Source organism: Rhizobium sp. 01N48 (assembly GCF_056399145.1).
The window spans coordinates 17,244-38,984 of record NZ_JBFTQT010000008.1; the positions used below are offsets into that span (position 1 = coordinate 17,244).

The 21,741-nt window shown below is 62.6% G+C and carries 21 protein-coding genes and 1 pseudogene; 6 read left to right on the forward strand and 16 right to left on the reverse strand.

What is annotated here, in order from left to right:
* Nucleotides 1-12: 12 nt before the first annotated feature.
* The 3 genes and pseudogenes from AC1DOG_RS16165 to AC1DOG_RS16175 form a co-directional block, all read right to left on the reverse strand.
* A pseudogene (locus AC1DOG_RS16165) lies at nt 13-136 on the reverse strand (endonuclease domain-containing protein); the annotation flags it as partial.
* Nucleotides 137-178: 42 nt separating this feature from the next.
* Nucleotides 179-1,051 (reverse strand): bifunctional helix-turn-helix domain-containing protein/methylated-DNA--[protein]-cysteine S-methyltransferase, encoded by an 873-nt coding sequence (locus tag AC1DOG_RS16170; RefSeq protein WP_112981787.1) that lies wholly within the window; start codon nt 1,049-1,051, stop codon nt 179-181.
* 80 nt (nt 1,052-1,131) lie between these two features.
* Complete coding sequence (locus AC1DOG_RS16175; protein WP_477929697.1) at nt 1,132-1,644, reverse strand: DUF2244 domain-containing protein; 513 nt, start codon at nt 1,642-1,644, stop codon at nt 1,132-1,134.
* A gap of 22 nt (nt 1,645-1,666) precedes the next feature.
* On the opposite strand from AC1DOG_RS16175, the gene nth reads away from it, so the two are divergent.
* On the forward strand, nt 1,667-2,449 hold the full coding sequence (gene nth, locus AC1DOG_RS16180; RefSeq protein WP_477929395.1) for an endonuclease III: 783 nt from the start codon (nt 1,667-1,669) through the stop codon (nt 2,447-2,449).
* A gap of 3 nt (nt 2,450-2,452) precedes the next feature.
* Here the strand turns inward: nth and AC1DOG_RS16185 are convergent, their stop codons facing one another.
* Complete coding sequence (locus tag AC1DOG_RS16185; RefSeq protein ID WP_477929397.1) at nt 2,453-3,166, reverse strand: sulfate transporter family protein; 714 nt, start codon at nt 3,164-3,166, stop codon at nt 2,453-2,455.
* Nucleotides 3,167-3,385: 219 nt separating this feature from the next.
* Here AC1DOG_RS16185 and AC1DOG_RS16190 point away from each other — a divergent pair, with 219 nt between their 5' ends.
* Nucleotides 3,386-4,240 carry a MurR/RpiR family transcriptional regulator gene (locus AC1DOG_RS16190; RefSeq protein WP_113009184.1) on the forward strand — a complete coding sequence of 285 codons (855 nt, stop codon included), beginning with the start codon at nt 3,386-3,388 and terminating at the stop codon, nt 4,238-4,240.
* Between the two features lie 11 nt (nt 4,241-4,251).
* On the opposite strand, the gene AC1DOG_RS16195 is transcribed toward AC1DOG_RS16190, so the two are convergent.
* From AC1DOG_RS16195 to AC1DOG_RS16230, 8 genes are all read right to left on the reverse strand, one after another.
* The gene (locus AC1DOG_RS16195) at nt 4,252-5,835 is read right to left on the reverse strand and encodes an FGGY-family carbohydrate kinase (protein WP_477929399.1); all 1,584 of its coding nucleotides are present in this window, start codon (nt 5,833-5,835) and stop codon (nt 4,252-4,254) included.
* A complete protein-coding gene (locus tag AC1DOG_RS16200; protein ID WP_018902443.1) occupies nt 5,835-6,524 on the reverse strand; it encodes an HAD family hydrolase in 690 nt (229 codons plus the stop codon). The genes AC1DOG_RS16195 and AC1DOG_RS16200 overlap by 1 nt, the downstream gene beginning before the upstream one ends.
* Before the next feature lie 77 nt (nt 6,525-6,601).
* Nucleotides 6,602-8,083: a mannitol dehydrogenase family protein gene (locus AC1DOG_RS16205; protein ID WP_477929401.1), complete on the reverse strand. Its 1,482-nt coding sequence runs from the start codon at nt 8,081-8,083 to the stop codon at nt 6,602-6,604.
* A gap of 101 nt (nt 8,084-8,184) precedes the next feature.
* On the reverse strand, nt 8,185-9,165 hold the full coding sequence (locus AC1DOG_RS16210) for an ABC transporter ATP-binding protein (RefSeq protein WP_477929403.1): 981 nt from the start codon (nt 9,163-9,165) through the stop codon (nt 8,185-8,187).
* A gap of 18 nt (nt 9,166-9,183) precedes the next feature.
* Complete coding sequence (locus AC1DOG_RS16215) at nt 9,184-10,014, reverse strand: carbohydrate ABC transporter permease (protein ID WP_047509791.1); 831 nt, start codon at nt 10,012-10,014, stop codon at nt 9,184-9,186.
* 1 nt (nt 10,015) lies between these two features.
* Nucleotides 10,016-10,888, reverse strand: coding sequence for a carbohydrate ABC transporter permease (locus tag AC1DOG_RS16220; RefSeq protein WP_047509793.1), 873 nt, complete (start codon nt 10,886-10,888; stop codon nt 10,016-10,018).
* Nucleotides 10,889-11,026: 138 nt separating this feature from the next.
* Complete coding sequence (locus AC1DOG_RS16225) at nt 11,027-12,340, reverse strand: ABC transporter substrate-binding protein (protein ID WP_289729648.1); 1,314 nt, start codon at nt 12,338-12,340, stop codon at nt 11,027-11,029.
* A 150-nt stretch (nt 12,341-12,490) separates the two neighbouring features.
* Nucleotides 12,491-13,441 carry a sugar-binding transcriptional regulator gene (locus AC1DOG_RS16230; protein ID WP_047509797.1) on the reverse strand — a complete coding sequence of 317 codons (951 nt, stop codon included), beginning with the start codon at nt 13,439-13,441 and terminating at the stop codon, nt 12,491-12,493.
* A 249-nt stretch (nt 13,442-13,690) separates the two neighbouring features.
* On the opposite strand from AC1DOG_RS16230, the gene AC1DOG_RS16235 reads away from it, so the two are divergent.
* The 4 genes from AC1DOG_RS16235 (at nt 13,691) to AC1DOG_RS16250 (ending at nt 17,367) form a co-directional block, all read left to right on the forward strand.
* Nucleotides 13,691-14,350, forward strand: coding sequence for a response regulator (locus AC1DOG_RS16235; RefSeq protein WP_018902450.1), 660 nt, complete (start codon nt 13,691-13,693; stop codon nt 14,348-14,350).
* Nucleotides 14,347-15,681, forward strand: coding sequence for a sensor histidine kinase (locus tag AC1DOG_RS16240; protein WP_477929407.1), 1,335 nt, complete (start codon nt 14,347-14,349; stop codon nt 15,679-15,681). Before AC1DOG_RS16235 ends, AC1DOG_RS16240 begins: the two co-directional genes overlap by 4 nt.
* A gap of 73 nt (nt 15,682-15,754) precedes the next feature.
* Nucleotides 15,755-16,675 carry an ROK family protein gene (locus AC1DOG_RS16245; RefSeq protein WP_477929409.1) on the forward strand — a complete coding sequence of 307 codons (921 nt, stop codon included), beginning with the start codon at nt 15,755-15,757 and terminating at the stop codon, nt 16,673-16,675.
* Between the two features lie 134 nt (nt 16,676-16,809).
* On the forward strand, nt 16,810-17,367 hold the full coding sequence (locus AC1DOG_RS16250; RefSeq protein WP_477929410.1) for a PH domain-containing protein: 558 nt from the start codon (nt 16,810-16,812) through the stop codon (nt 17,365-17,367).
* A 60-nt stretch (nt 17,368-17,427) separates the two neighbouring features.
* Here AC1DOG_RS16250 and ppk2 read toward each other — a convergent pair whose 3' ends face one another.
* The 4 genes from ppk2 to AC1DOG_RS16270 form a co-directional block, all read right to left on the reverse strand.
* The gene (gene ppk2 / locus AC1DOG_RS16255) at nt 17,428-18,345 is read right to left on the reverse strand and encodes a polyphosphate kinase 2 (protein ID WP_018902013.1); all 918 of its coding nucleotides are present in this window, start codon (nt 18,343-18,345) and stop codon (nt 17,428-17,430) included.
* A 207-nt stretch (nt 18,346-18,552) separates the two neighbouring features.
* Complete coding sequence (locus tag AC1DOG_RS16260) at nt 18,553-19,857, reverse strand: DUF3422 family protein (RefSeq protein WP_477929412.1); 1,305 nt, start codon at nt 19,855-19,857, stop codon at nt 18,553-18,555.
* A gap of 154 nt (nt 19,858-20,011) precedes the next feature.
* Nucleotides 20,012-20,440 carry a DoxX family protein gene (locus tag AC1DOG_RS16265; RefSeq protein ID WP_477929414.1) on the reverse strand — a complete coding sequence of 143 codons (429 nt, stop codon included), beginning with the start codon at nt 20,438-20,440 and terminating at the stop codon, nt 20,012-20,014.
* 65 nt (nt 20,441-20,505) lie between these two features.
* A complete protein-coding gene (locus AC1DOG_RS16270) occupies nt 20,506-21,489 on the reverse strand; it encodes a sugar-binding transcriptional regulator (RefSeq protein ID WP_047509771.1) in 984 nt (327 codons plus the stop codon).
* Nucleotides 21,490-21,741: the final 252 nt, after the last annotated feature.

The following is a 21,741-nucleotide window of genomic DNA, read 5'->3' on the forward strand; positions in this document are numbered from 1 at the left end:
AAGTGAGGGTGAGGCCCCCTCATCCGCCTGCCGGCACCTTCTCCCCGTTGGGGAGAAGAGACCTGTGGCAGGCCGCTCGCTCCGATCTCACCTTCTCCCCAGCGGGGAGAAGGTGGCCCGAAGGGTCGGATGAGGGGCCTCACCCGCTGACCTATCGATAGCCGTGCCCTAGCAGCCGTCAAGCGTGCGCCGACTCCCAGCCCAGCATCGCACGCTTGCGCGTCAGCCCCCAGTGATAGCCCGTCAGCGCGCCGCTCTTGCCGAGCGCCCGATGACACGGCACCACGAAGGAGATCGGGTTGGCACCCACCGCTGCCCCCACCGCCCGCATCGCCGTCGGGCGACCGATATCGCTGGCGATGTCGCTATAGGTGACGGCCTTGCCGAAGGGGATCTTCAGCAGGCTCTCCCAGACCTGGACCTGGAAATCGGTACCAATAAGCACCACGCGCAACGGCTGCTCCGACGTCCAGCGGCCCGGCTCGAATATGCGCGCGGCGTAACCGACCGTCGCCTCGCGGTCCTCGACATACTCGGCGTTCGGCCAGCGGCAGGTCATGTCCTCCAGACAGGCGGCCTCGCCGCCGATGTCGGCGAAGGCAAGGCCGGCCAGGCCGCGGTCGGTCGCCATGACCAGCGCGATGCCGAAGGGCGACGGGTGGAAGCCGTAGCGGATCGTCAGCCCGCCGCCGCGTGCCTTCCATTCGCCGGGAGACATCGCCTCATGCGTGACGAAGAGATCGTGCAGCCGGCCGGGGCCTGATAGACCGACCTCGAAGGAGGTCTCCAGCAAGGGGAGCTCCTCCTTGCGCAGCAGCCGCTTGGCATGATCGAGCGTCACCGCCTGCAGGAAGGCCTTGGGCGAAAGGCCGGCCCAGCGGGTGAAGGTCTTTTGCAGCTGCGTCGGCGATTGATTGAGACGCATGGCGATCGCTTCCAGCGACGGCTGCTCACGGTAATCCTCGGTGATCAGCTCGATCACCTGGCGGACGGTCTCGTAGTCGGGACCATCGGGCGTGATGTCTTGGTTCAGCTTGGCTACCATGTTCATGATCTTTCTCCTTGTCACAAGGAGATAGTCAAGCGGCATCGCTCAAGCCACCCGATTCTTGCGCCAGAATTAGATGATTATCAGATACGCTGCTTGACTGTCGCCAGCGCCCGCTTGAACGCCTTGGCGAAGCTCTCGCGGTCATCGGGATTGAGAAAGCCTCCGATATCCGTCGCCCGCCCTTGTCCGTAGATATGCATGGAGAGGATGCCGATCTCGTCGTGGCGGCGCACCGAAAAGCGCGTCCAGAACGGATTGAAGTGATGCTCGACCATACGCCCCGAAGGCGCGATCTTGCGGACCGCGATATCGGTGCGCGACACCGTCACCATCTCGCGTGCCCTGGCCGAGCGGTAGTTCAGCCGGAAGGCGCCGTAGAGCAGCAGGAAATCGAGGCCGAAGAAGAAGCCGATCGGCCAGGCGCCGGTAGCGATGAAGAACAGGCCGTAAAGCAGGCAAACGCCGCCCGACAGCAGCAGGAGCACCCTGAACCCCTTGCGGCCGAGAGACCGGTGGGGAAAGAGCTCGGCTGAAAATACGGGCTGGTCCAAAACCGCCTGCTGACCACCGCTGTCGGCGTTGCTTTCCATCATGGCTGCCGAGTATAGATTGTCCATGTCCAGTCCGAAACTCAAATCCTCCGCCACATCGTCGCAGCCCGAAAAAACCGTCGTTCGCCGCAAGAAGAAGGCGAGCGTCCGCTCCGTCTATAGCGAGGCCGAGCGCGAGGAGATGTTCCGCCGCTTCTCCGTGCAGCGGCCGGAGCCGAAGGGCGAGCTGGAGCACTCCAATCCGTTCACGCTCGTCGTCGCCGTGGCGCTCTCGGCGCAGGCGACCGATGCCGGGGTCAACAAGGCGACGCGCGCGCTCTTCAAGGTCGCCGATACGCCCCAGAAGATGCTCGATCTCGGCGAGGAGAAGGTGCGCGATTACATCAAGACGATCGGGCTCTACCGCAACAAGGCGAAGAACGTGATCGCGCTGTCGCGCATGCTGGTCGATGTCTTCGGCGGCGTGGTGCCTCAGACGCGCGACGAGCTGGTGATGCTGCCGGGTGTCGGCCGCAAGACCGCCAATGTCGTGCTCTCCATGGCCTTCGGCCAGGCGACCATGGCTGTTGATACCCATATCTTCCGCATCGCCAACCGCATCAGGCTGGCGCCGGGCAAGACGCCCGACGAGGTGGAGGAGCGCCTGATGAAGGTGGTGCCGAAGCACTACCTCTACCACGCCCATCACTGGCTGATCCTGCACGGCCGCTACACCTGCAAGGCCCGCCGCGCCGAATGCGAACACTGCGTCATCGCCGATCTCTGTCGCTCGCCCGAAAAGAGCTGCGACATCCCGGCGCCGCTGGTCGAGCTGCCGCCGCAGGTGATCGGCGAAGTCGTTGACTAAGGACTAGACCCGAACGCCGAGTTCCTTGCGCGAGAGCAGCTTGTGCAGATGCACCATCATGCCCGCGGCAAACAGCGGCGTCAGCAGGTTGACGATCGGGATGGCCAGGAAGGCGGTGATCACCAGACCGGCGAGAAACACCGTCGGCGCATGTTTCTGGCGGAAGAGCCGCGCTTCGGCCGGTGGCCTGAAGCGCATGGCGGCGAACTCGAAGAATTCCCGGCCGAGCAGATAGCCGTTGACCAGRAAGAACGCGACGAGATTGACGCCGGGGATGAACAGCAGGAACAGCGCCACGATATTGCCGACGATGACGACGCCGAGGAACTTGATCGAGCTCAGCATGGCCGGGCCAAGCGGCATGGCGGTGCCCGGCACGTCTTCAGGATAATCGCGCTTTTCCACGACGTCGGCCACATCGTCGAGAAACAAGCCGGCGATCAGCGCGGTGACCGGCGACAGCAGAAGTGCCAGCCCCAACGCCAGCCCGATCCCCGCCATGATGGCGAAGACGAAGCCGAGCCAGCCAGCCCAATCGGGCATCGCGGGAAAGAAGCTGGCGATCCAGGGAAAGACGAAAGCCATGAAGGCGCTGCGCAGCGCCATCCACAGGCCGATCAGCGCGAGCACGGTCAGCCCGAGCACTTTCCAGAACACCGATCGCGTTTCCGGGGCGAAAAGATTGGTGATGGAAAGGCGCGCCGCTTCGAGGATCATGGTGACGTCTCCGGTTGTGGCGATGATGTAGGAATCTGATCTTTGAACGGCAAGGCTGAAATTATTTCGCCGGATTGAGGGAATTGTTGTTCAAAAGCCTTTCATAATATATATTTAAATCAGCATCTAAGATTACTTGCAGGGCGCTCCGAATATTTGCGGACGCAAGGATTTGTTTCAAGCAGACAGGAAACATCACCCAAAATCGGGACAGCTGCCGTGGAAGACTTTGTTCAGAAGCTCCGCCAATACGCGAAATCCGGCACGCCCGCCGAACGTCGCATCGCGAAATATTTCACCGAACACTTGAGTGATCTTCCGTTCGAAACGGCAGCCTCGGTGGCCGACCGGCTGGACCTGAGCCCGATGACCGTCGGCCGCTTCCTGCGGGCGCTGGGCTATCAGGGGCTCGATAGCGTCAAGGTGCAGATCCGCGACGTCGCCGGTGTCTCGGCCACGCAGATGCAGGCCTCGATGTCGGAACTGCAGGTCGATGCCGCCGATGGCAAGCCGCTCGCCGTGCTGGTCGCCGAGCAGATCCAGGCGCTCCATCACATCTATCATCTCACCGGACAGCAGCACTGGAGCGACGCCGTGGCGATGATCCGCGCGGCAAGCGAGGTGTTCATCGCCACCCATGTCTCGCAGGCGAGCTTCGCCACGCATTTCAGCCAGCGCCTAACGCAAGCACGCGATGGCGTGCATGCGCTCGACGGCAGCGGAAACCGGTTCGCCGAGCTCTTCGCGCGCGTCAGCGGCGAAGGCGCGCTGCTTGTGATCATCGATAGCCAGCGCTTCAAGAAGGCCCGCCTGCTTGCTCGCATTGCCCGGCGCTATGGATACAAGGTCGTGCTCATCAGCGCCCAGAGCGCCAATTGGGTGCTCGACCAGGCCAATCTCATCCTGCCGCTCCCCCCGACCCGGCCGGGAGAACAGGACAACCTGCCGCCGGTGATCGCGCTTCTCGATTGTCTGTCGTCGGCGGTTGTCAGCGCCGTCGGTGACGAGGCCGTCGCGCGTGCGAGCCGCATGACCGAGTTCAGCGTCATGCTGGGCGAAGAGCCCAACCGGTAGCGATCTGGAAGCTATTCCATTGCCTCGAGCTCGGCGCGATGGCGATACATGGCGAGCAGCCGGCGATAATCGCGATCGTAAAGCGCGCGCTTGCTCTCGTCGGGAACATGCACGTCGCCGCCGGGATACATGGCCGAACCCGCCGTGGCGAGATCAGTATGCAGGCCGCAGGCGACTGAGGCCGCCATCGCGGTGCCGAGAAGTACCGCCTCGTTCATCTTCGGCACCACGACCTTGCAGCCGGTCGCATCCGAGTAGAGTTCCATCAGCACAGGGTTCTTCACATGCCCGCCCGCCACATGCAGCGTGTCGGGCGCGTAGCCATATTCCTTCATCCGCTCGAGGATATGGCGGATGCCGAGCGCGATCGCCACGCCGGTGCGCCAGTAGAGCGCGCAGAGCCCGTCGAACGATGTGTCGAGCGTCAGCCCGCTGACAGTGCCGACCGCGTGCGGGTCGGCAAGCGGCGATCGGTTGCCGTGGAAATCGGGCAGCACGAAAATCCTGGCGCCGAAGGCATCGCCCTCTTCCGCACGCAGCTGCGATATCCGCGACACGATCTTCTGATGCAACGCTGCCGTCGGCTCGCCACCGGCCGCATGCATCCGGACGACATGGTCGAGCAGAGCCCCCGTCGCCGACTGCCCGGCCTCGACAAGCCAGGTGCCGGGGAAAACGGCTTCGTAATAGGGGCCCCACATGCCGTGGCTCGGGCGTCGCTTGCGCGAAAACGAGACGATGCAGCTCGATGTGCCGGCGATCAGCGCCAGCTGCCGTTCCAGCCGTTCCGGATCATGCGCGTCGCCGCCGAGCGTTCCGAGCGCGCCGGCATAAGCGTCGATCATGCCGGCGGAGACGTGACAGGCCGTGGTGAGACCGAGCGCCGAGGCCGCCTCCTTCGTCAGCGTGCCGACGCTGCCGCCGACAGCAACGGTGTCGTCAGGCAGCCGCCCGCGCGCCTGCAGGTCATCGAGGCCGATCTGCTCGAGAAAATCCTTGCGCCAGCCATCCTTGAGATGGGCCAGATAGTTCCACTTGGACGTCAGCGTGCAGCGTGACCGCGCAAGCGAGCCGGTGGATTTCCAGGTCATGAAATCGGCGAGGTCGAAGAGATAGCCGGTATTCGCCCATGTGCCGGGCAGCTTCTTCTTCAGCCACATCAGCTTCGGCATTTCCATCTCGGGCGACATGAAATGCCCGGAATGCTCCAGCACCTCGTGGCCGGTCGCCGTGCAGAAATCCGCTTCCTTCAGCGCCCGGTGATCGAGCCAGACGATGGTGTCGAACCGGCGCTCGCCGCCCGTCGACACGCTGATCTGCCCGCCATCGATATCCCGAACCACAAGCGAGCAGGTGCCGTCGAAACCGATCGCGCCGACGCTCTCGGGTGCGGCGCCCGATTGCTCCATCGCACGGCGCACGGCGATGCACACCGCCGACCATATATCCTCGGAATCGTGCTCGGCGTGGTTTTCGCGGGGCCGGTTCATGATGATCGGATGATCGGCCTTGCCCAGCAGCTGGCCGTGCGCATCGAAGACGCCGGCGCGTGCGCTGCCCGTGCCGATATCAACAGCAACCACATGCTGAGGCATTAAAGGTCGTTCCCGTCCCGCTGATGTTTTTTGATAAGGTGGATCAAATCCGGCATGACGTCAAACGTAGCGTCGGGGGAAAGGCGGTCAAGCTCGTCGCGATAGCCGGCGAAATTGGCATGTGAGCCGCCGGTGAAGGCAAACACGGTCATGCCCGCGGCCTTTGCGGCCTCGATGCCGGCGGGGCTGTCCTCGATCACCACGCAGTTAGCGGGATCGACCTGCATCTGGCTTGCCGCATGCAGAAACAGATCCGGCGCCGGCTTGCCGTTCTTCACCATCGAGGCGCTGAAGATATTGGGCAGCCGGTCGATCAGCCCGGTGACGGTGAGTGACAGGCGGATGCGTTCGACCTGGCTCGACGAGGCGACGCAGCAGGGGATGTCGAGCGCGTCGATCGTATCCGCGATGCCTGCGATCGGCTTCAGCTCGGTGCGGAAGCGCGCGTAGAGATCGGTGCGGATCTGCTCCAGAAAGGCTTCGCCGGGATGGACGTTATATTCCGTCTTCATCGTCTCGATCACGGTCGCGAGGCTGCGCCCGAGAAAGCGGCCATACACCTCGTCCTCGGTGATCGGCACGTTGAGATCGTTCATGGCCTTGACGAGAACGGTGACGGAGATCGGCTCGCTGTCGACGAGGACACCGTCGCAGTCGAAGATCACAAGCCGTGTTTCAGCATCAGCCATGACACATCCAATCAGGGTTCAAGACATTGCAGGCAGAGGTGGGTGGATAGCGGCGGGGAACGCCCGCCGCCTGATGCTTATGCCGCGAGCTTGTTGTCGAGGTAAAGCTGCAGCGTCTCGCGCGTGCCCTTTTCCCACAGCGTCTTCAGCGCGTGCGCGAAGCGCTTGCGGAAGAGCTCCGACTTGGCGACCTCGCCGAAGATGTCGTCCAAGGCAAGGAACGCCATCGGGTCGTCCTTGGCCTTGATCGCGGCGGCATGCAACCGATCGGCGCTGGCATCGTTGAAAACGATGTCCTGGCCGGTATCTGTCTTGCCGGCGAAGTAGCGGCACCACAAAGCCGACACGAGCGACAGGCCGATCACGTCGCGGCCCTGGTTCAGGTTGTCGAGCGTGGACGGCAGGATGAACTTCGGCTGGCGGTTAGAGCCGTCCTGCGCCAGGCGCGGGATGGTGTCGGCGATCTTCGGGTTGAGCAGGCGGTGCTCGATCAGCGCGAAGTAATCCGTCAGCGAAGTGTTCGGCACCGGCGGCACGATCGGGATGATCTCGTCCTTCTCGAGCTTGGCGAGGAAGGCGCGGATCAGCGGATCTTCCATCGAGTCGTGCACGAAGTGGATGTCCATCAGCGCCGCCGGGTAAGCGATCGCCGCATGGCCGCCGTTGAGGATGCGGATCTTCATGTGCTCGTAGGGCGTGACATCGGACACGAAGGTGACGCCGACATTCTCCAGCGCCGGACGACCGGCGGTGAACTTGTCTTCCAGCACCCACTGCTTGAACTCTTCGCAATAGACGGGCCAGTTGTCCTCGATATCGAAGACGTCCTTCAGAAGATCGATCTCGCGCTGGCCGGTGGCCGGCGTGATGCGGTCCACCATGGCGTTCGGGAAGGCGACATTGGCCTTGATCCACTCGGCGAAGACGGAATCCGAAAGCGCCGCGGTGCCGACCACGGCGTTGCGGGTGACGACGCCGTTGTGCGGAATGTTATCGCACGACATGACGGTGAACGGCACGAGGCCCTTGTCCTTGCGCGCCTTGAGACCGGCGACGATCAGGCCGAAGACGGTCTTCGGATCAGCGGGGTTCTTGCCGTCAGCGGCGATTGCCGGATGCGCGGGATTGAACTTGCCGGATGCGTCGATGAAGTAGCCGCCCTCGGTGATTGTCATCGAGACGATGCGGATCTCGGGATCCGCGAGCTTGGCGATGATGGTCTTGGCATCGCCAACCGGCAGGATATCGATCATCGGCGCGGTGACACGCGCCGAGGTCTTGTTGTTGTCCTGCTCGACGACGGTGGTCAGGAAGTCCTGGGCGGCGAGCTTGTCACGCATGGCGGCATCGGACGGCAGGATGCCGGCGCCGATGATTGCCCAGTCGTGAGCCTCGCCCTTGTTGAACAGGTCGTCGAGATAGATTGCCTGGTGGGCGCGGTGGAAGTTGCCGACGCCGAAGTGCACGATGCCCGCCTTCAGCGACGCCCGCTCATAGGCCGGTACAGCGGCTGTCTTTGCCGCGTCGGAAAGCGTTGCCAGCGATAGTTTGCACGTCATGTCTCAGTCCTCTTGAAGGTCTTCAGGGTCTGACGACCCCGGTACTGGCGCGCCGGGCACCTCGTCCGGCACGCGCGCTCTTCCCCACCCCGGATGCCTCGTTAGATGGCGAGGCCCTGCTCATTGAACTTGTGAATGCGGGTCTTGTCTGGTGTCAGGTAGACGGTGTCGCCGGCCTTGGCCGGGAAGTTGCCATCACCGCGCGCCGTCATCTGGCCGATGCCCTCGACGTCGACATGCAGGAAGGTGTCGGAGCCGAGATGTTCGGCGACCACGACCCTGCCCTTCCACTCGCCGCTCTCCATCGAGAGCTGGACATGCTCCGGGCGCACGCCGAGCGTCTGCGAGCCCTGCGGCACGAAGTTCATCTTCGGCGAGCCGATGAAGCCGGCGACGAAGAGGTTGCGCGGCTTGGAGTAGAGCTCCATCGGCGAGCCGACCTGCTCGATGTTGCCGCGGTTCAGCACCACGATCTTGTCGGCCATGGTCATGGCTTCGACCTGGTCGTGGGTGACGTAGATCATCGTCGTCTTCAGCTGCTGGTGCAGTTCGCTGATCTCGAGGCGCATGTTGACGCGCAACGCCGCATCGAGGTTCGACAAAGGTTCGTCAAACAGGAAGGCCGAGGGCTGACGCACGATGGCGCGGCCGATCGCGACACGCTGGCGCTGGCCGCCCGAGAGCGCACGCGGCTTGCGGTCGAGATAGTCGGTGAGGTTGAGGACGCGGGCTGCGTCCGCCACCTTCTTGTCGATCTCGGGCTTGGCCATGCCCGCCATCTTCAGCGGGAAGGCGATGTTGCTGCGCACGCTCATATGCGGGTAGAGCGCGTAGGACTGGAACACCATGGCGAGCCGGCGTTCGGACGGCGCGCTCTCGGTGGCGTCCTTGCCGTCGATGACGATCTTGCCGCCGCTGACATCCTCAAGGCCTGCGATCAGACGCAGCAGCGTGGACTTGCCGCAGCCCGACGGGCCGACGAAGACGACGAACTCGCCGTCCTTGATTTCGAGATCGATCGAAGGGATGACCTTGGCTTCGCCGAAGACCTTCGAAACTTTCTGAAGGGTAATGCTGCCCATGTTTCTCTCCCTTGTTTCTTATTTCACCGCGCCGAACGTCAGGCCGCGGACGAGTTGTTTCTGGCTGAACCAGCCGAGGATCAGGATCGGGGCGATTGCCATGGTCGATGCTGCCGAAAGCTTGGCGTAGAAAAGTCCTTCCGGGCTGGAATAGGAAGCGATGAACGTCGTCAGCGGCGCAGCCTTGGAGGCCGTGAGGTTGAGCGTCCAGAAGGCTTCGTTCCAGGACAGGATGATGTTGAGAAGAAGCGTCGAGGCGATACCTGGCACCGCCATCGGCGTCAGCACGTAGATGATTTCCTTGCTGAGCGAGGCGCCATCCATGCGCGCCGCCTCAAGGATCTCGCCGGGGATTTCCTTGAAGTAGGTGTAGAGCATCCAAATGATGATCGGCAGGTTGATCAGCATCAGCACCACGACGAGGCCGATGCGGCTGTCGAGCAGGCCGGTGTTGCGGAACAACAGATAGATCGGGATCAACGCGCCGACTGCCGGCATCATCTTCGTCGACAGCATCCACATCAACACGTCCTTGGTCCGCTTGGTCGGCGAAAACGCCATCGCCCAGGCGGACGGGACCGCGATGATCAGGCCGAGCAGCGTCGAACCGAAGGAGATGATCACCGAGTTCAGGAAGTGGCTGAAGTAGTTCGATCGGCTCTGCACCTCCAGATAGTTCTCCGTCGTCCAGTGGAAGAAGAGGAACTGCGGCGGCGATGCGATGGCGTCGGCTTCCGACTTGAAGCTCGTCAGAAAGGTCCACAGGATCGGGAAGAAGAGCACGATGCCGATGGTCCAGGCGACCGCCGTGACGATCACCTTGCGCTGGGTTGTGATGCGTCTGGCCATCTCAAGTCTCCAGGTTCTTGCCGACGATGCGGACGAGGAAGATAGCAACGATATTGGCGAGGATGACAGCGATGATACCGCCCGCCGAAGCGCCGCCGATGTCGAACTGCAGGAGTGCCCTGTTATAGACGAGGTAGGTCAGGTTCGTGCTGCTCGTGCCGGGGCCGCCATTGGTGGTGACGAGGATTTCGGCGAAGACCGACAGAAGGAAGATCGTCTCGATCAGGATGACGACGGTGATCGCGCGCGCCATGTGCGGCAGGATGATGTAGACGAACTGCGAGAAGAAGCCCGCGCCATCCATCTCGGCCGCTTCCTTCTGCTCTTCCGACAGCGACTGCAGCGCGGTCAAGAGGATCAGCGTGGCGAAGGGAAGCCACTGCCAGGCGACGATCAGGATGATCGAAAACAGCGGCATGTTGGCGAGCCAATCGACCGGCTGCGCGCCGAACAGGCGCCAGATATAGGCGAACAACCCGTTGACCGGGTTCATGAACATGTTCTTCCACACCAGCGCGGCAACGGTCGGCATGATGAAGAACGGCGCGATCACGAGAATGCGCACGATCCCCTGACCGAACATCGGCTGGTCGAGCAGAAGCGCCAGCGCGATGCCGCCGACGATGGTGATGACGAGGACGCTCAAGACCAGCACGAGCGTATTGATCAACGCGTCGAAGAAGGCCGGGTCCGTCAGGAAGAATTCGTAATTGAGGAAGCCGAGGAAGCGATTGTCGCTCGGCATCAACAGATTGTAGTCGATGAACGAGAAGTAGATCGTCATCACGAGCGGGACGATCATCCACGCAAAGAGCAGGAGCACCGAAGGTGCCATCATCATGCGCGCCGCGGAGCGGGTGTGTAACGTTGCCATGGTTCACCGTCTTTTCTGAAAGCGGATGGCTGCAAGGCCCAGGGACAAAAAGTGACAAAAAGGGCCGCCGATGCAGTTCGGGCAATTCGGCGGCCTAGGGGTGCGGCGTGCAAGTGCACGCCGCATGTCTCGGGAGGCTTACTTGGGGTAACCAGCCTTCGTCATTTCGCGGGTCGTCAGCTGCTGAGCGCTCTGCAGGGCCTGATCGACGGAGATCTGACCGGCGACAGCTGCCGAGAACTGCTGGCCGACGGCCGTACCGATGCCCTGGAACTCAGGGATCGCGACGAACTGTCCACCGGTGTAAGGCACCGGCTTGACGGTGGGCTTCTGCGTGTCGGCTGCCTTCATCGCATCAAGCGTCTTGGCGGCGAACGGAGCGGCCTTCTGGTAGTCGGCGTTTTCGTAGAGCGAGGTGCGCGTGCCCGGAGGAACGTTTGCCCAGCCTTCCTTGCTTGCGACCAGTTCGCCGTAAGCCTTGTCGGTCGCCCAGGCGACGAACTTCTGCGCGGCTTCAGCCTTGGTGGACGTCGCCGGGATTGCGAGGTTCCAGGACCACAGCCAGTTGCCGTGGTTCTTCATCTCGCCCTTGGTCGGGAACAGAGCGTAACCGACCTTGTCGGCAACCTTCGATTCCTTCGGGTTGGAGACGAACGAAGCGGCGACCGTCGCGTCGATCCACATGCCGCACTTGCCGGTCTGGAAGAGCGCCAGGTTCTCGTTGAAGCCGTTCGAGGATGCACCGGGAGGGCCGGCTTCCTTCATCAGGTTGACGTAGAAGCCAAGTGCTTCCTTCCATTCCGGGCTGTCGAACTGGGGCTTCCAGTTTTCGTCGAACCAGCGGCCGCCGAAGGAGTTGTCGAGTGCGGTGACGAACGCCATGTTCTCACCCCAGCCGGCCTTGCCGCGAAGGCACATGCCGTAGACTTCCTTGTCCTTGTCGGTGATCTTCTTCGCCGCATCGGCGATGAAGTCCCAGGTCGGCGCGTCGGGCATCTTCAGGCCGGCCTTTTCGAAGAGGTCGGTGCGGTACATGATCATCGCGCTTTCGCCGTAGAACGGCACGGCGTAGAGCTTGTTGTCGACGGTCAGCGCTGCGCTGATCGCGGGCAGCAGATCCTTGGCGTCATACTTGTCGCCGAGGTTGTCGAGCGGCAGAAGCCAGCCCTGCTTGGCCCAGATCGGAACTTCGTAGTTGCCGATCGTCAGAACGTCGTACTGGCCGCCCTTGGTCGCGATATCGGTCGTGACCTTCTGGCGCAGCACGTTTTCTTCGAGCGTTACCCACTCGAGGTCGATGCCGGGGTTCTTTGCCTTGAAGTCATCCGTGAGCTTCTGCATGCGGACCATGTCGCCGTTGTTGACGGTCGCGATCGTCAGCGTTTCAGCCGAAGCCATGCCCGCGAACGCCAGGACGGAGCAGGCGCCGAGCAGAAAAGTTTTAAATGTCATGATCTTCCTCCCAGAAGATGTTAGCGAGCATTCGCTTTGCTCATGGGCAATTACTCAATGGCAGGCGACAAATGTCAAGCTCCAATCGTTGCTGCAGCCGCGAAACGATGATCTATCCTACTGATTAAAAAGGAAATAAATTTTTGCCCACTATGTGAGCAAATACTCGGCGACCTCTTCGTCGGTGATCAAACCGTTGATCTGATGACCGGTCACGGCCGCCTTGATGGCCTTCATCTTGCGCTTGCCCTTGCCTATGCCAATGACCACCGAGGTCTCGCGTGAGGGGATGGGAGCGGATGCGACGCGCTCGTTGATCGGGTTGTCGAGCAGTCTGCCTTCGCTGTCGAAAATCCATCCGCAGATCTCGCCGACGGCGCCATTGTCCATCAACTCCATCATCTCGCCCTTCTCGAGGAAGCCGTCGACGCAGAGCGGTCCGTCGATGCCGAGTTCGCCGATGCCGACAAAGGTCACGTCGGCCTGCGCGCTCATGTCGAGCGTCGAGCGCACCAGCTGCTGGGCATGCAATGTTTCGCGCTCTTCGGCAGAGGTGACGAGAACCGGCAGCGGCATCGGGAAATGCCGCGCCTTGACGGCATCGGCCATGCTGAAGATGACGTTGTAATAGGCGGCCGAACCATCAGGCGCGATGTTGCCGGTGAGCGAGACGATGCGGTGGTTGATGCATTCGATCGCCGGCAGCTGATCGACCGCGGCCTTCAGCGTTCGCCCGGTTCCGACGGCGAGCACGATCGGGTCGGCCTTCTTCAGCCAGCGCTCGATTTCGGCCGCCGCCGCCTCGGCGATACCGACGGTCGCGGCACCCGCGCCCGGATCGCTCGGCACGATATCCACCTGCCGCAGCCCGTATTTGTTGCGCACGGCGTTGGCGAGTTCCAGACAGGCGGCGATCGGGTGGTCGAGCCGCACCTTGATCAGCCGCTCGGCCACGGCAAGCGACACCAGCCGCTGCGCCGATTGTCGCGAAATCCCCATGGACGAAGCGATCTCGTCCTGCGTGCGCCCGGCCACATAATAGAGCCAGCCGGCGCGCGCCGCGTCATCGAGACGACCAGAAGTTTCGGACTTTTTCACCATCGACTATCCATTGCGCGCGACTGCGCCGGCTTTCGCCGGCAAAGCATGTGGTTGAAGCTATGTTCGCGCCAGATCAAAACAAAATTCGGGCAAATGTCGAGTGCATTGAGAAATTGCACAATCTATTTTAGCCTCAACGCAAGCAGTGGATGGTGCTCAGCCCCGCCATTGCCGCGCCATCTTTGCCCGCGAAGCCATGCTTGACCTGACATCAAACGGCACGCTAACTATGCGCCAGAGGGAAAAATCGTGCGAATTCTGCTGGTTGAGGACGACAAGATGATTGGCGAGGCGGTGCGCGATCACGTCGCCGCGTCCTTCCATGCCGTCGATTGGGTGAAGAACCTCGCCGATGCGGAAGCAGCCACGGGTCCGGTCGAATATGGATTGGTGCTGCTCGACCTCAATCTTCCCGATGGCAGCGGCGTCGATTTCCTGCGCAAGCTGCGCAGCCGCGACATTCGCGCGCCCGTCATCATCCTCACCGCGCGCGACCAGATTTCCGACCGCATCGAGGGACTGAACGCCGGCGCCGACGACTATCTCGTCAAGCCGTTCAACCTGGGCGAGCTGGAAGCCCGGATCATGGCGGTCGCCCGCCGCTACGACGCCAACCCTCATCCGGTGGTGCAGATCGGCGATATCGAAATCAACCGGCCGCAGCACAAGCTCTCCGTCGACGGCGCCTCCGTCATTCTCACCAGCCGCGAGTGGGCGGTGCTTGACCTCCTGACCGCGCGGCCCGGCGCGATCGTCTCCAAGGACCGCATCGAGGAGGCGCTCTATGCCTTCGGCTCGGAAATCGAGAGCAATACGGTCGAAGTCTATGTCAGCCGCCTGCGCAAGAAGATCGGCAAGGATCGCATCCGCACGGCGCGCGGCATCGGCTACACACTCGGATCACAATGAAGCGCGAACGCAGCATCACCCGCCCGCTCATCACCGCGTTGACCACGGTGATGGTCGTTTTCTGGCTCATCGCCATCGGCCTCAGCATCCGCGTGATGCAGCACGAGTTCGACGAGATCTTCGACAGCGCCCAGCAGGAAACCACCGAACGCCTGCTGGCGCTGATCCTCGACGATATGGACCAGCGCGGCATCAGCGACCCGCATGGCATCGCCATGCTGAATACGGCCGCCAACCGGGAATATCTGACCTATCAGGTTCGTGATGCATCCGGAAAGATCGTGCTGCGCTCCAACGATGCCCTGTCCGAACCCTTCCCGGCGCCGCTTGAGCCGGGCTTCTACGACAGCGACACGGCACGCATCTATACGGAGAAGACCTCGGACGGCACGCTCTTCCTGCAGGTCGCCGACCGCTTCAAGAACCGGCGCGAGGCCGTGCGCGAAAGCGCGGTCACGCTGCTCATTCCGCTGATCGCACTCATCCCGGCCAGTATCTTCGCGATCTGGTTCATCGTCGGTCGCGCGCTGAAGCCGCTGGATACGCTGCGCCAGGATATCGGCACCAAGGACGGCGGCAACCTGGCGGCCTTGGAGAGCACCGGCCTGCCGAAAGAACTGAAGCCGATCGCTCGCTCCGTCAACCTGCTCCTGGGACGCCTGCGTTCGGCGCTTGAGGCCGAGCGCGAGTTCACCGCCAACAGCGCCCATGAGCTCAGAACGCCGATCGCCGGCGCGCTGGCGCAGACGCAGCGTCTTGCCGAGGAGCTGCCGCCAGGACCAACCAAGGCCCGCGCCCATCAGGTCGAGAGCTCACTGGTCAATCTCGGGCGTCTCGCCGAAAAGCTGCTACAGCTCGCCCGCGCCGAAGCCGGCATCGGCGGCAGCGCCACGGCCACGGATCTTCGCCCGGTGCTCGACATGATCTTCACCGATTACGAACGCGACAGCCGCTCGCAGGGTCGTCTGCGCTACACTGCCGCGCCTGCGACAAAGCTGGTCCGCAACGCCGATATGGACGCCTTCGGCATCATCTTGCGCAACCTCATCGAGAACGCCCTGGTTCACGGTGATCCGGAGCTGCCGGTCGATGTCAGCCTTGATGAGAAGGGCGTCGTCCGTGTCGTCAATGGCGGACCCTTGGTAGCGGAGAGCGATATCGCGACGCTGAAGAAGCGCTTCCGGCGCGGCAGTACCAGCGCGTCCGGATCCGGCCTTGGCCTGGCGATCGCTGACCGCATCGTCTCGCAAATGGGTGGAACGCTCGACCTGATGTCTCCCGTCAGCGGTCAAAATTCAGGCTTCGAGGCCCGCATCACGCTGCCTGCCTGATCAGGGTTTGGGCTTGCAAATCGCACCGAACGATGCGAGCAGATTCTAACCGTTTGGAACAAGCAGAATACGAATGATCATCTCCTTCGACATCGGCGGCTCGGCGATCAAGGGCGGCGTTGCCCTTTCCGAAACCGAGATCACGCCGCTCGGCCGCCGCCCGACCCCCCTTGATGATTTCGGCGCCTTCGTCGATACGCTCAGAACCTTCATCGCGGAAGCCGGCGGTACGCCGACGCTGCTGTCGATCTCGATCGCCGGTGTTGTCGATCCCGATACGCAGCTTCTCACTTGCGCCAACATTCCCTGCATCCACCAGCGCACCATCGCGGCCGACCTTCAGGCCGAGCTCGGCGTGCCGGTGCTGGTCGCCAACGACGCCGACTGCTTCGCCATGGCCGAAGCCGGCCTCGGCGCCGGCCGCGGCCACCGCATCGTGCTCGGCGTCATCCTCGGCACCGGCGTCGGCGGCGGCGTGATAGCCAACGGTCGGTTGATAAACGAGGCGGGCGGCTTTGCCGGCGAATGGGGACACGGCCCGATCGCGGCACTGCGCGCCGGCCACCCGCCGGTCGAGATCCCGCATTTTGCCTGCGGCTGCGGCCAGAGCGGCTGCGTCGATTCCGTCGGCGGCGCGCGCGGCATGGAACGCCTGCACAAGACGCTGCACGGCCTCGACTTCACCAGCGAGGAGATCATCGGCCAGTGGCTGGGCGGCGAGGAAAAGGCGACGCGCACGATCGATGTCTACATCGATCTCCTCGCTTCTCCTCTGGCGCTGACCGTCAACATCACCGGCGCCACCATCGTCCCCGTCGCCGGCGGGCTCTCCAATGTGGAACCGCTGCTGGATGAGCTCGACAAGGCCGTGCGCCAGCGCATCCTCCGCAAATTCGACCGACCGCTCGTCGTGCGCAGCGAATGCCGCGTCGAGCCGGGGCTGATTGGGGCGGCGTTGCTGGGTTTGAAGGCGGAAGCGGAGATGTTGGGGTAGGAGTCCGCCCGGCGCTTTATCTCAAAGCGACGATTGCTGAGCAGGAAAATGCGCGTAATGGTGGTTCATCTGTAGTCGAAAGTTAATTCTGACACTCTACCATCTTGGCGATGGAGCGTGTTTGGGAGCGGCGCATGACTGCTGATGACTTGAATTCCAGGTTGGTGCGCGGCGAGCGGGTGCTATGGCGCGGCGTGCCGGCGCAGGGACTGATGTTTACCAGCCGTGACGCGCTGATGATCCCGTTTAGCGCGGTGTGGCTCTCTTTCGCGGTCTTCTGGCTTGTCATGGTTACGCGGACGGGTGCGCCGGTGTTCTTTTATCTATGGGGCGCAATGTTTGTCGGCATCGGGATTTTCTTTGCCGTTGGCCGCTTTTTCGTCGATGCCTGGCTGCGTAGCCGCACCCTCTATGCCGTGACCGACCAGCGGGTACTCATTTTGCGGTCCTCCCCTTTTGCACGCTTTACGTCGCTCGAGTTGGATCGTCTGCCGGAACTCAATCTGGTTGGTGACGGCAACACAAAGGGTGATATCCGCTTCGGGCCATCTGTTTCTCTGTTCGGCAATCGGTCGATGGCAGTCTGGATGCCATCCCTCGACTCGACGCCACAACTACTCGGCCTAGCCAAGCCTAAGGCGGTCTTCGATCTGATCCGCGATGCTGGGCAGAAGGCGCGGGCACGCGCCTAGATGGGCTGCCTATGATGGAGCCGGCGGATGAGAGCCTCACCCGCCGACATCTCTAGCCAATCAATACTTCGACGGAACGTACAACTCCGGTGGCAGGACCTTGCGCTCGTAATCCGGGTTGAACACGCGCTCGGGCAAGGCGATCTCCTCGTGCGGCACGTCTTCGTAGGGGAACTGCGACAGGAGATGGTCGATGCAGTTCAGGCGGGCGCGCTTCTTGTCGTTGCCCTCGACGATGTGCCACGGAGCTTCCGGGATGTTGGTGCGGGCGAAGGTTTCTTCCTTGGCCTTGGTGTAGGCTTCCCAGCGGATGCGCGACTGCAGGTCCATCGGCGACAGCTTCCACTGCTTCAGCGGATCGTGGATGCGCACGAGGAAGCGCAACTGCTGTTCTTCGTCGGTGATCGAGAACCAGTATTTGACGAGGCGGATGCCGGAACGGACCAGCATGCGTTCGAATTCGGGTACGTCGTTGAAGAACTGCTCGACCTGATCCTCGTCGGCAAAGCCCATGACGCGCTCGACGCCGGAGCGGTTATACCAGGAGCGGTCGAAGAGCACGATCTCGCCGCCAGCAGGCAGATGCGGCACGTAGCGCTGGAAGTACCACTGCGACTTTTCGCGGTCCGACGGAGCCGGAAGCGCCACGACGCGGGCGACGCGCGGGTTGAGGCGCTGGGTGATGCGCTTGATGACGCCGCCCTTGCCGGCGGAATCGCGACCTTCGAAGATCACGACCACCTTTTCCTTGTGATAGGTGACCCAATCCTGCAAGCGGATCAGCTCGGACTGCAGTGCGATCAGCGAACGAAAGTATTCGATGCGCGGCATCGATGGCGGATGCGCCTTGCGGTAGATCTTGCGGATTTCCTCGGACAGCGCCGGCTCGGAGAGCTCGAGCTCATAGTCTTCATCCAGCGTATCGGCCAGTTCGGCCTCGAGCCAGTCGGTTGAAGGCGTGCCTCTCATGGTGGTCATCTCGATCCCTGTTCAGATTTGTCGCTTCGGACGCTTGCGGAACTGCCTAGCTTTGCGCCGCATGACGATATCATGAAAGCACGCACGGCAAGGCCACTCATGGCGCCAAATAAGCAGCGTGTCATGAAGGATATATGACGCTTCGGCCGGACGCGGAAATGCGTGCGGAAAGAGATCGGCAGGCGAGCGTGCTGCCGGCCCTTCGGATCAGCTCAGCGCGTCGGGGCGGTTGGCCTCTTTGACATGGTCGTCGCTGTGTTTGCTGCGAATGCGGCGCACGGTGAGCCACACGCCGAGAACCACGAAGGGCACAGCGGCGCCGGTCAGCGTCTCCGGCGCGATCTCGACGCCGACGCCATGCAGAAGCTTGGCGAGGTAGCCGACGAGGCCGATGACGTAATAGGAGATGGCAGCGACCGACAGGCCTTCGACCGTCTGCTGCAGGCGCAGCTGCAGATGGGCGCGCTTGTCCATCGAGGCCAGGATCTCGGTGTTGAACTTTTCCAATTCGACGTCGATCCAGCTGCGCAGAAGGGCGGTTGCGCGGGCGAGCTTGCGCGACAGGTCCGCCTGCCGCTCCTCGACCGACTGGCAGGTGCGCATGGCGGGCGCGAGGCGACGCTGCAGGAAGGCGCCGAGGGTTTCGTTGCCGGGGAGCGCCTTCTCGGCCAGCATGGCGACGCGCTCGAGCACGATGTTGTAATAGGCGCGGCTGGCGCCGAAGCGGTAGAGGCTGAGGGCAGCATTGGCCTCGAGTTCGGCTGCGAGGCGGGTGATCTCCGACAGCGTGGCGTCGGCTTCAGCGCGCGCATGCTGCTTCATGCCCTGCGTGATGGCGGTGAAGCTCGTCTCGATCTGGCGGATCTCGGGCGACAGCGTCTGCGCCAACGGCAGGCCCATCATCGCAAGCGTCCTATAGGTCTCGATATCGAGCAGGCGCTGGGCGAGCATGCCGCGGGCGCCATCCGTCATGCCGTGGTCGAGCACCAGGAACTTGGTCAGCCCGTCGCCGTCCTGGCGGAAATCGGTAATCACCGTTGCCTGGCTGTCGGCCACCATGCTCTGGCAGAGGCTGGTCGGATCGAAATTGGCGATGACGTCGGCGACATCCTCGCTGTCAGGGCGAATCTCGATACGAACGCCCGAGATGAAGGGGCCGGGTGCCGCGAAGCTGGCGCCGAAAGGATTGACCGGGATCTCCGCGCCGAATTCCGCCGGTGCCGGCGTGTCCCAGAAATAGGTCGAGAATTCCGTGTGGCGCTCCCAGCGCAGCGTGCCGCTGCCCCAGCTCATCGTGTGGTGGCTGGTGTCTGCGGCGGGTGCCGGAATACCCTGGGCGAGCGAGAGCGCCTTCAGGATCGCCTGGTCGGCGGCGAAGTTGGCCTCGGTGAGAAAAGCGACCTGGAAGATGACGCGGGAGACGGGGATGAGCGTATAGGGGCGCGAATGGATTTCGCCGAGCGCGCGGGCCCGGACATCGGCTACGGGAAACGAAAAGCTACGCTTCGACAAATCTTGCCTCCTGACTGTGCCCCCACGGCCAGTTCTCCCCTTGGCTATTATCAAATGGCCAGGCGCGTACGACGTGGCGGTTTGACGCAGAACGATCATGCGCCGTCCAGTCGCGGCGTGTCGAGCCGTTTCAGTTCCGTCGGCTGGCCCGAGGTCAGTGCGACGCCGGCAATGGCCAGCGCGTCACCTTGCCGGCAAACAGCGCCCACCAGACGATGACTGGCTGCAGGGCGAGGCGCGGCAGATGATACCACCAGCCCAAGGTGGCCGTGGTCGAGCCGAGATCGTCAATTGCGTGCTTGATGTTGGCCGGGAAGACACAGACGGCATAAAGCGCCAGACAGATGCCGGCCTGATGGCGTAACCGTTCAGTTGTCAGGCCGATCGCGCCGGCAATCTCGCACAGGCCGGTGAGCGCGATCACCTCGGCCGGGAAGGGAACCCAATCCGGGGTGATCGACAGGAACGCGGCTGGGAAGAGCAGGTGCGCGCAGCCGGCGATCATGTAGAGGCCGGCCAGGATAAATCTGCCGGTTGGGCTTTCCGTGTGGTCGGTGGAGGCATCGTCTGCGGCTTTGGTCATGCAGCGTTTACGCAAATGACCGGCGTCTGGATGATGCGACATATGTCGCCGATGCGCCCGGTGCGTCAGGCGGCGTCGGCGAGCTCGATCAGGGCGCGGGCGGCGCTCTCGTCTGTGATCAGCGTGTTGCAGCCGATCCGCTTGATGGTGGCGCTGATGGCAACCGCCCGGTGGGCGCCGCCGGAGGAGAGCACGATGTGCTTGGCCTTCTTCAGCGTATCGAGATCGACGGACATCACCCGGCTGTTGATCGAGTGATCGACCGTGTTGCCGTCCTTGTCGAGAAAATTGAACATGGTGTCGCAGACGCAGCCGGCATCGATCAGCTCCTGCAATTCGCCCTTGGAGATCCACCCCTCCGAAAGCGAGGTCGAATGCGGGCCGATATCGCCGCAGCTGACGATGGCGAGATCAAGCGTTTCGGCGAGCCGGTAGATGGTGTCGAGGCCGCACTTTTCGATGAGATTGCGCTTGGTCTCAGTGGAATCGACCAGAAGCGGCGCAAGGAACATGTAGCACTCGGCGCCGAGCTGGCTTGCCAGCCGCCAGGTGTAGTCGATCGGGTTGGTCTGGTGGACGGCGACGATGCCGCCGAGCAGCGAGACGACCTTGCAATTGTCTCGGCGCGGCGGGCGGAAGCTCGACAGCGAGGCCGTCATGGTGCGGCCCCAGCCGACGCCGATCGTGTAGTTGTCGGGGATCGCTTCGGAGAGAAACTGGCCGAGCGCCAGGCCGACGCTCTTGGCCAGCGCATTCGGATCGGAGGTGACGGGTGCCGGCACCACGATCGCCTCGTCCAGGCCATAGGCGCGCTCCAGCTTCACCGATAGCTCGACGCAATCGCCGATCGAATCGTTGATCCAGATCTGCACTTCGCTGCGCTTCATCGCCTCGTCGAGCAGCCGGATGACGGTCGTGCGGCTGATGCCGAGCTGCTCGGCGACATCTTTTTGCGTCAATCCCTGGTTATAATAGAGCCAGGCAGCGCGCAGTCTGAGCGAGGAGGCTTCCGAATAGGCGGTGTGCGTGCCGCGTTTTAGCTTGACCACATCTCCTCCAAAAGCAAAGGCGCCCTAGATCCTGCTCAAGACAGGGCATGGTTTGTCGCCGCGATAATGACCGGTGTGACACTTATGTCAATTGAAATGCACAAATGTCCTTGACATTATGGCCCTGGAATAGCGATAGTCTTGGTAACTGGTCGTTCCGTCCATTGTAGGAGGCACTGTGCGGGCATATGGCAAATCGCAGCGGTCTTGCGCCGGGGCTCGATTGCCCTTGGACGTCGTCGTTGCGGCAGC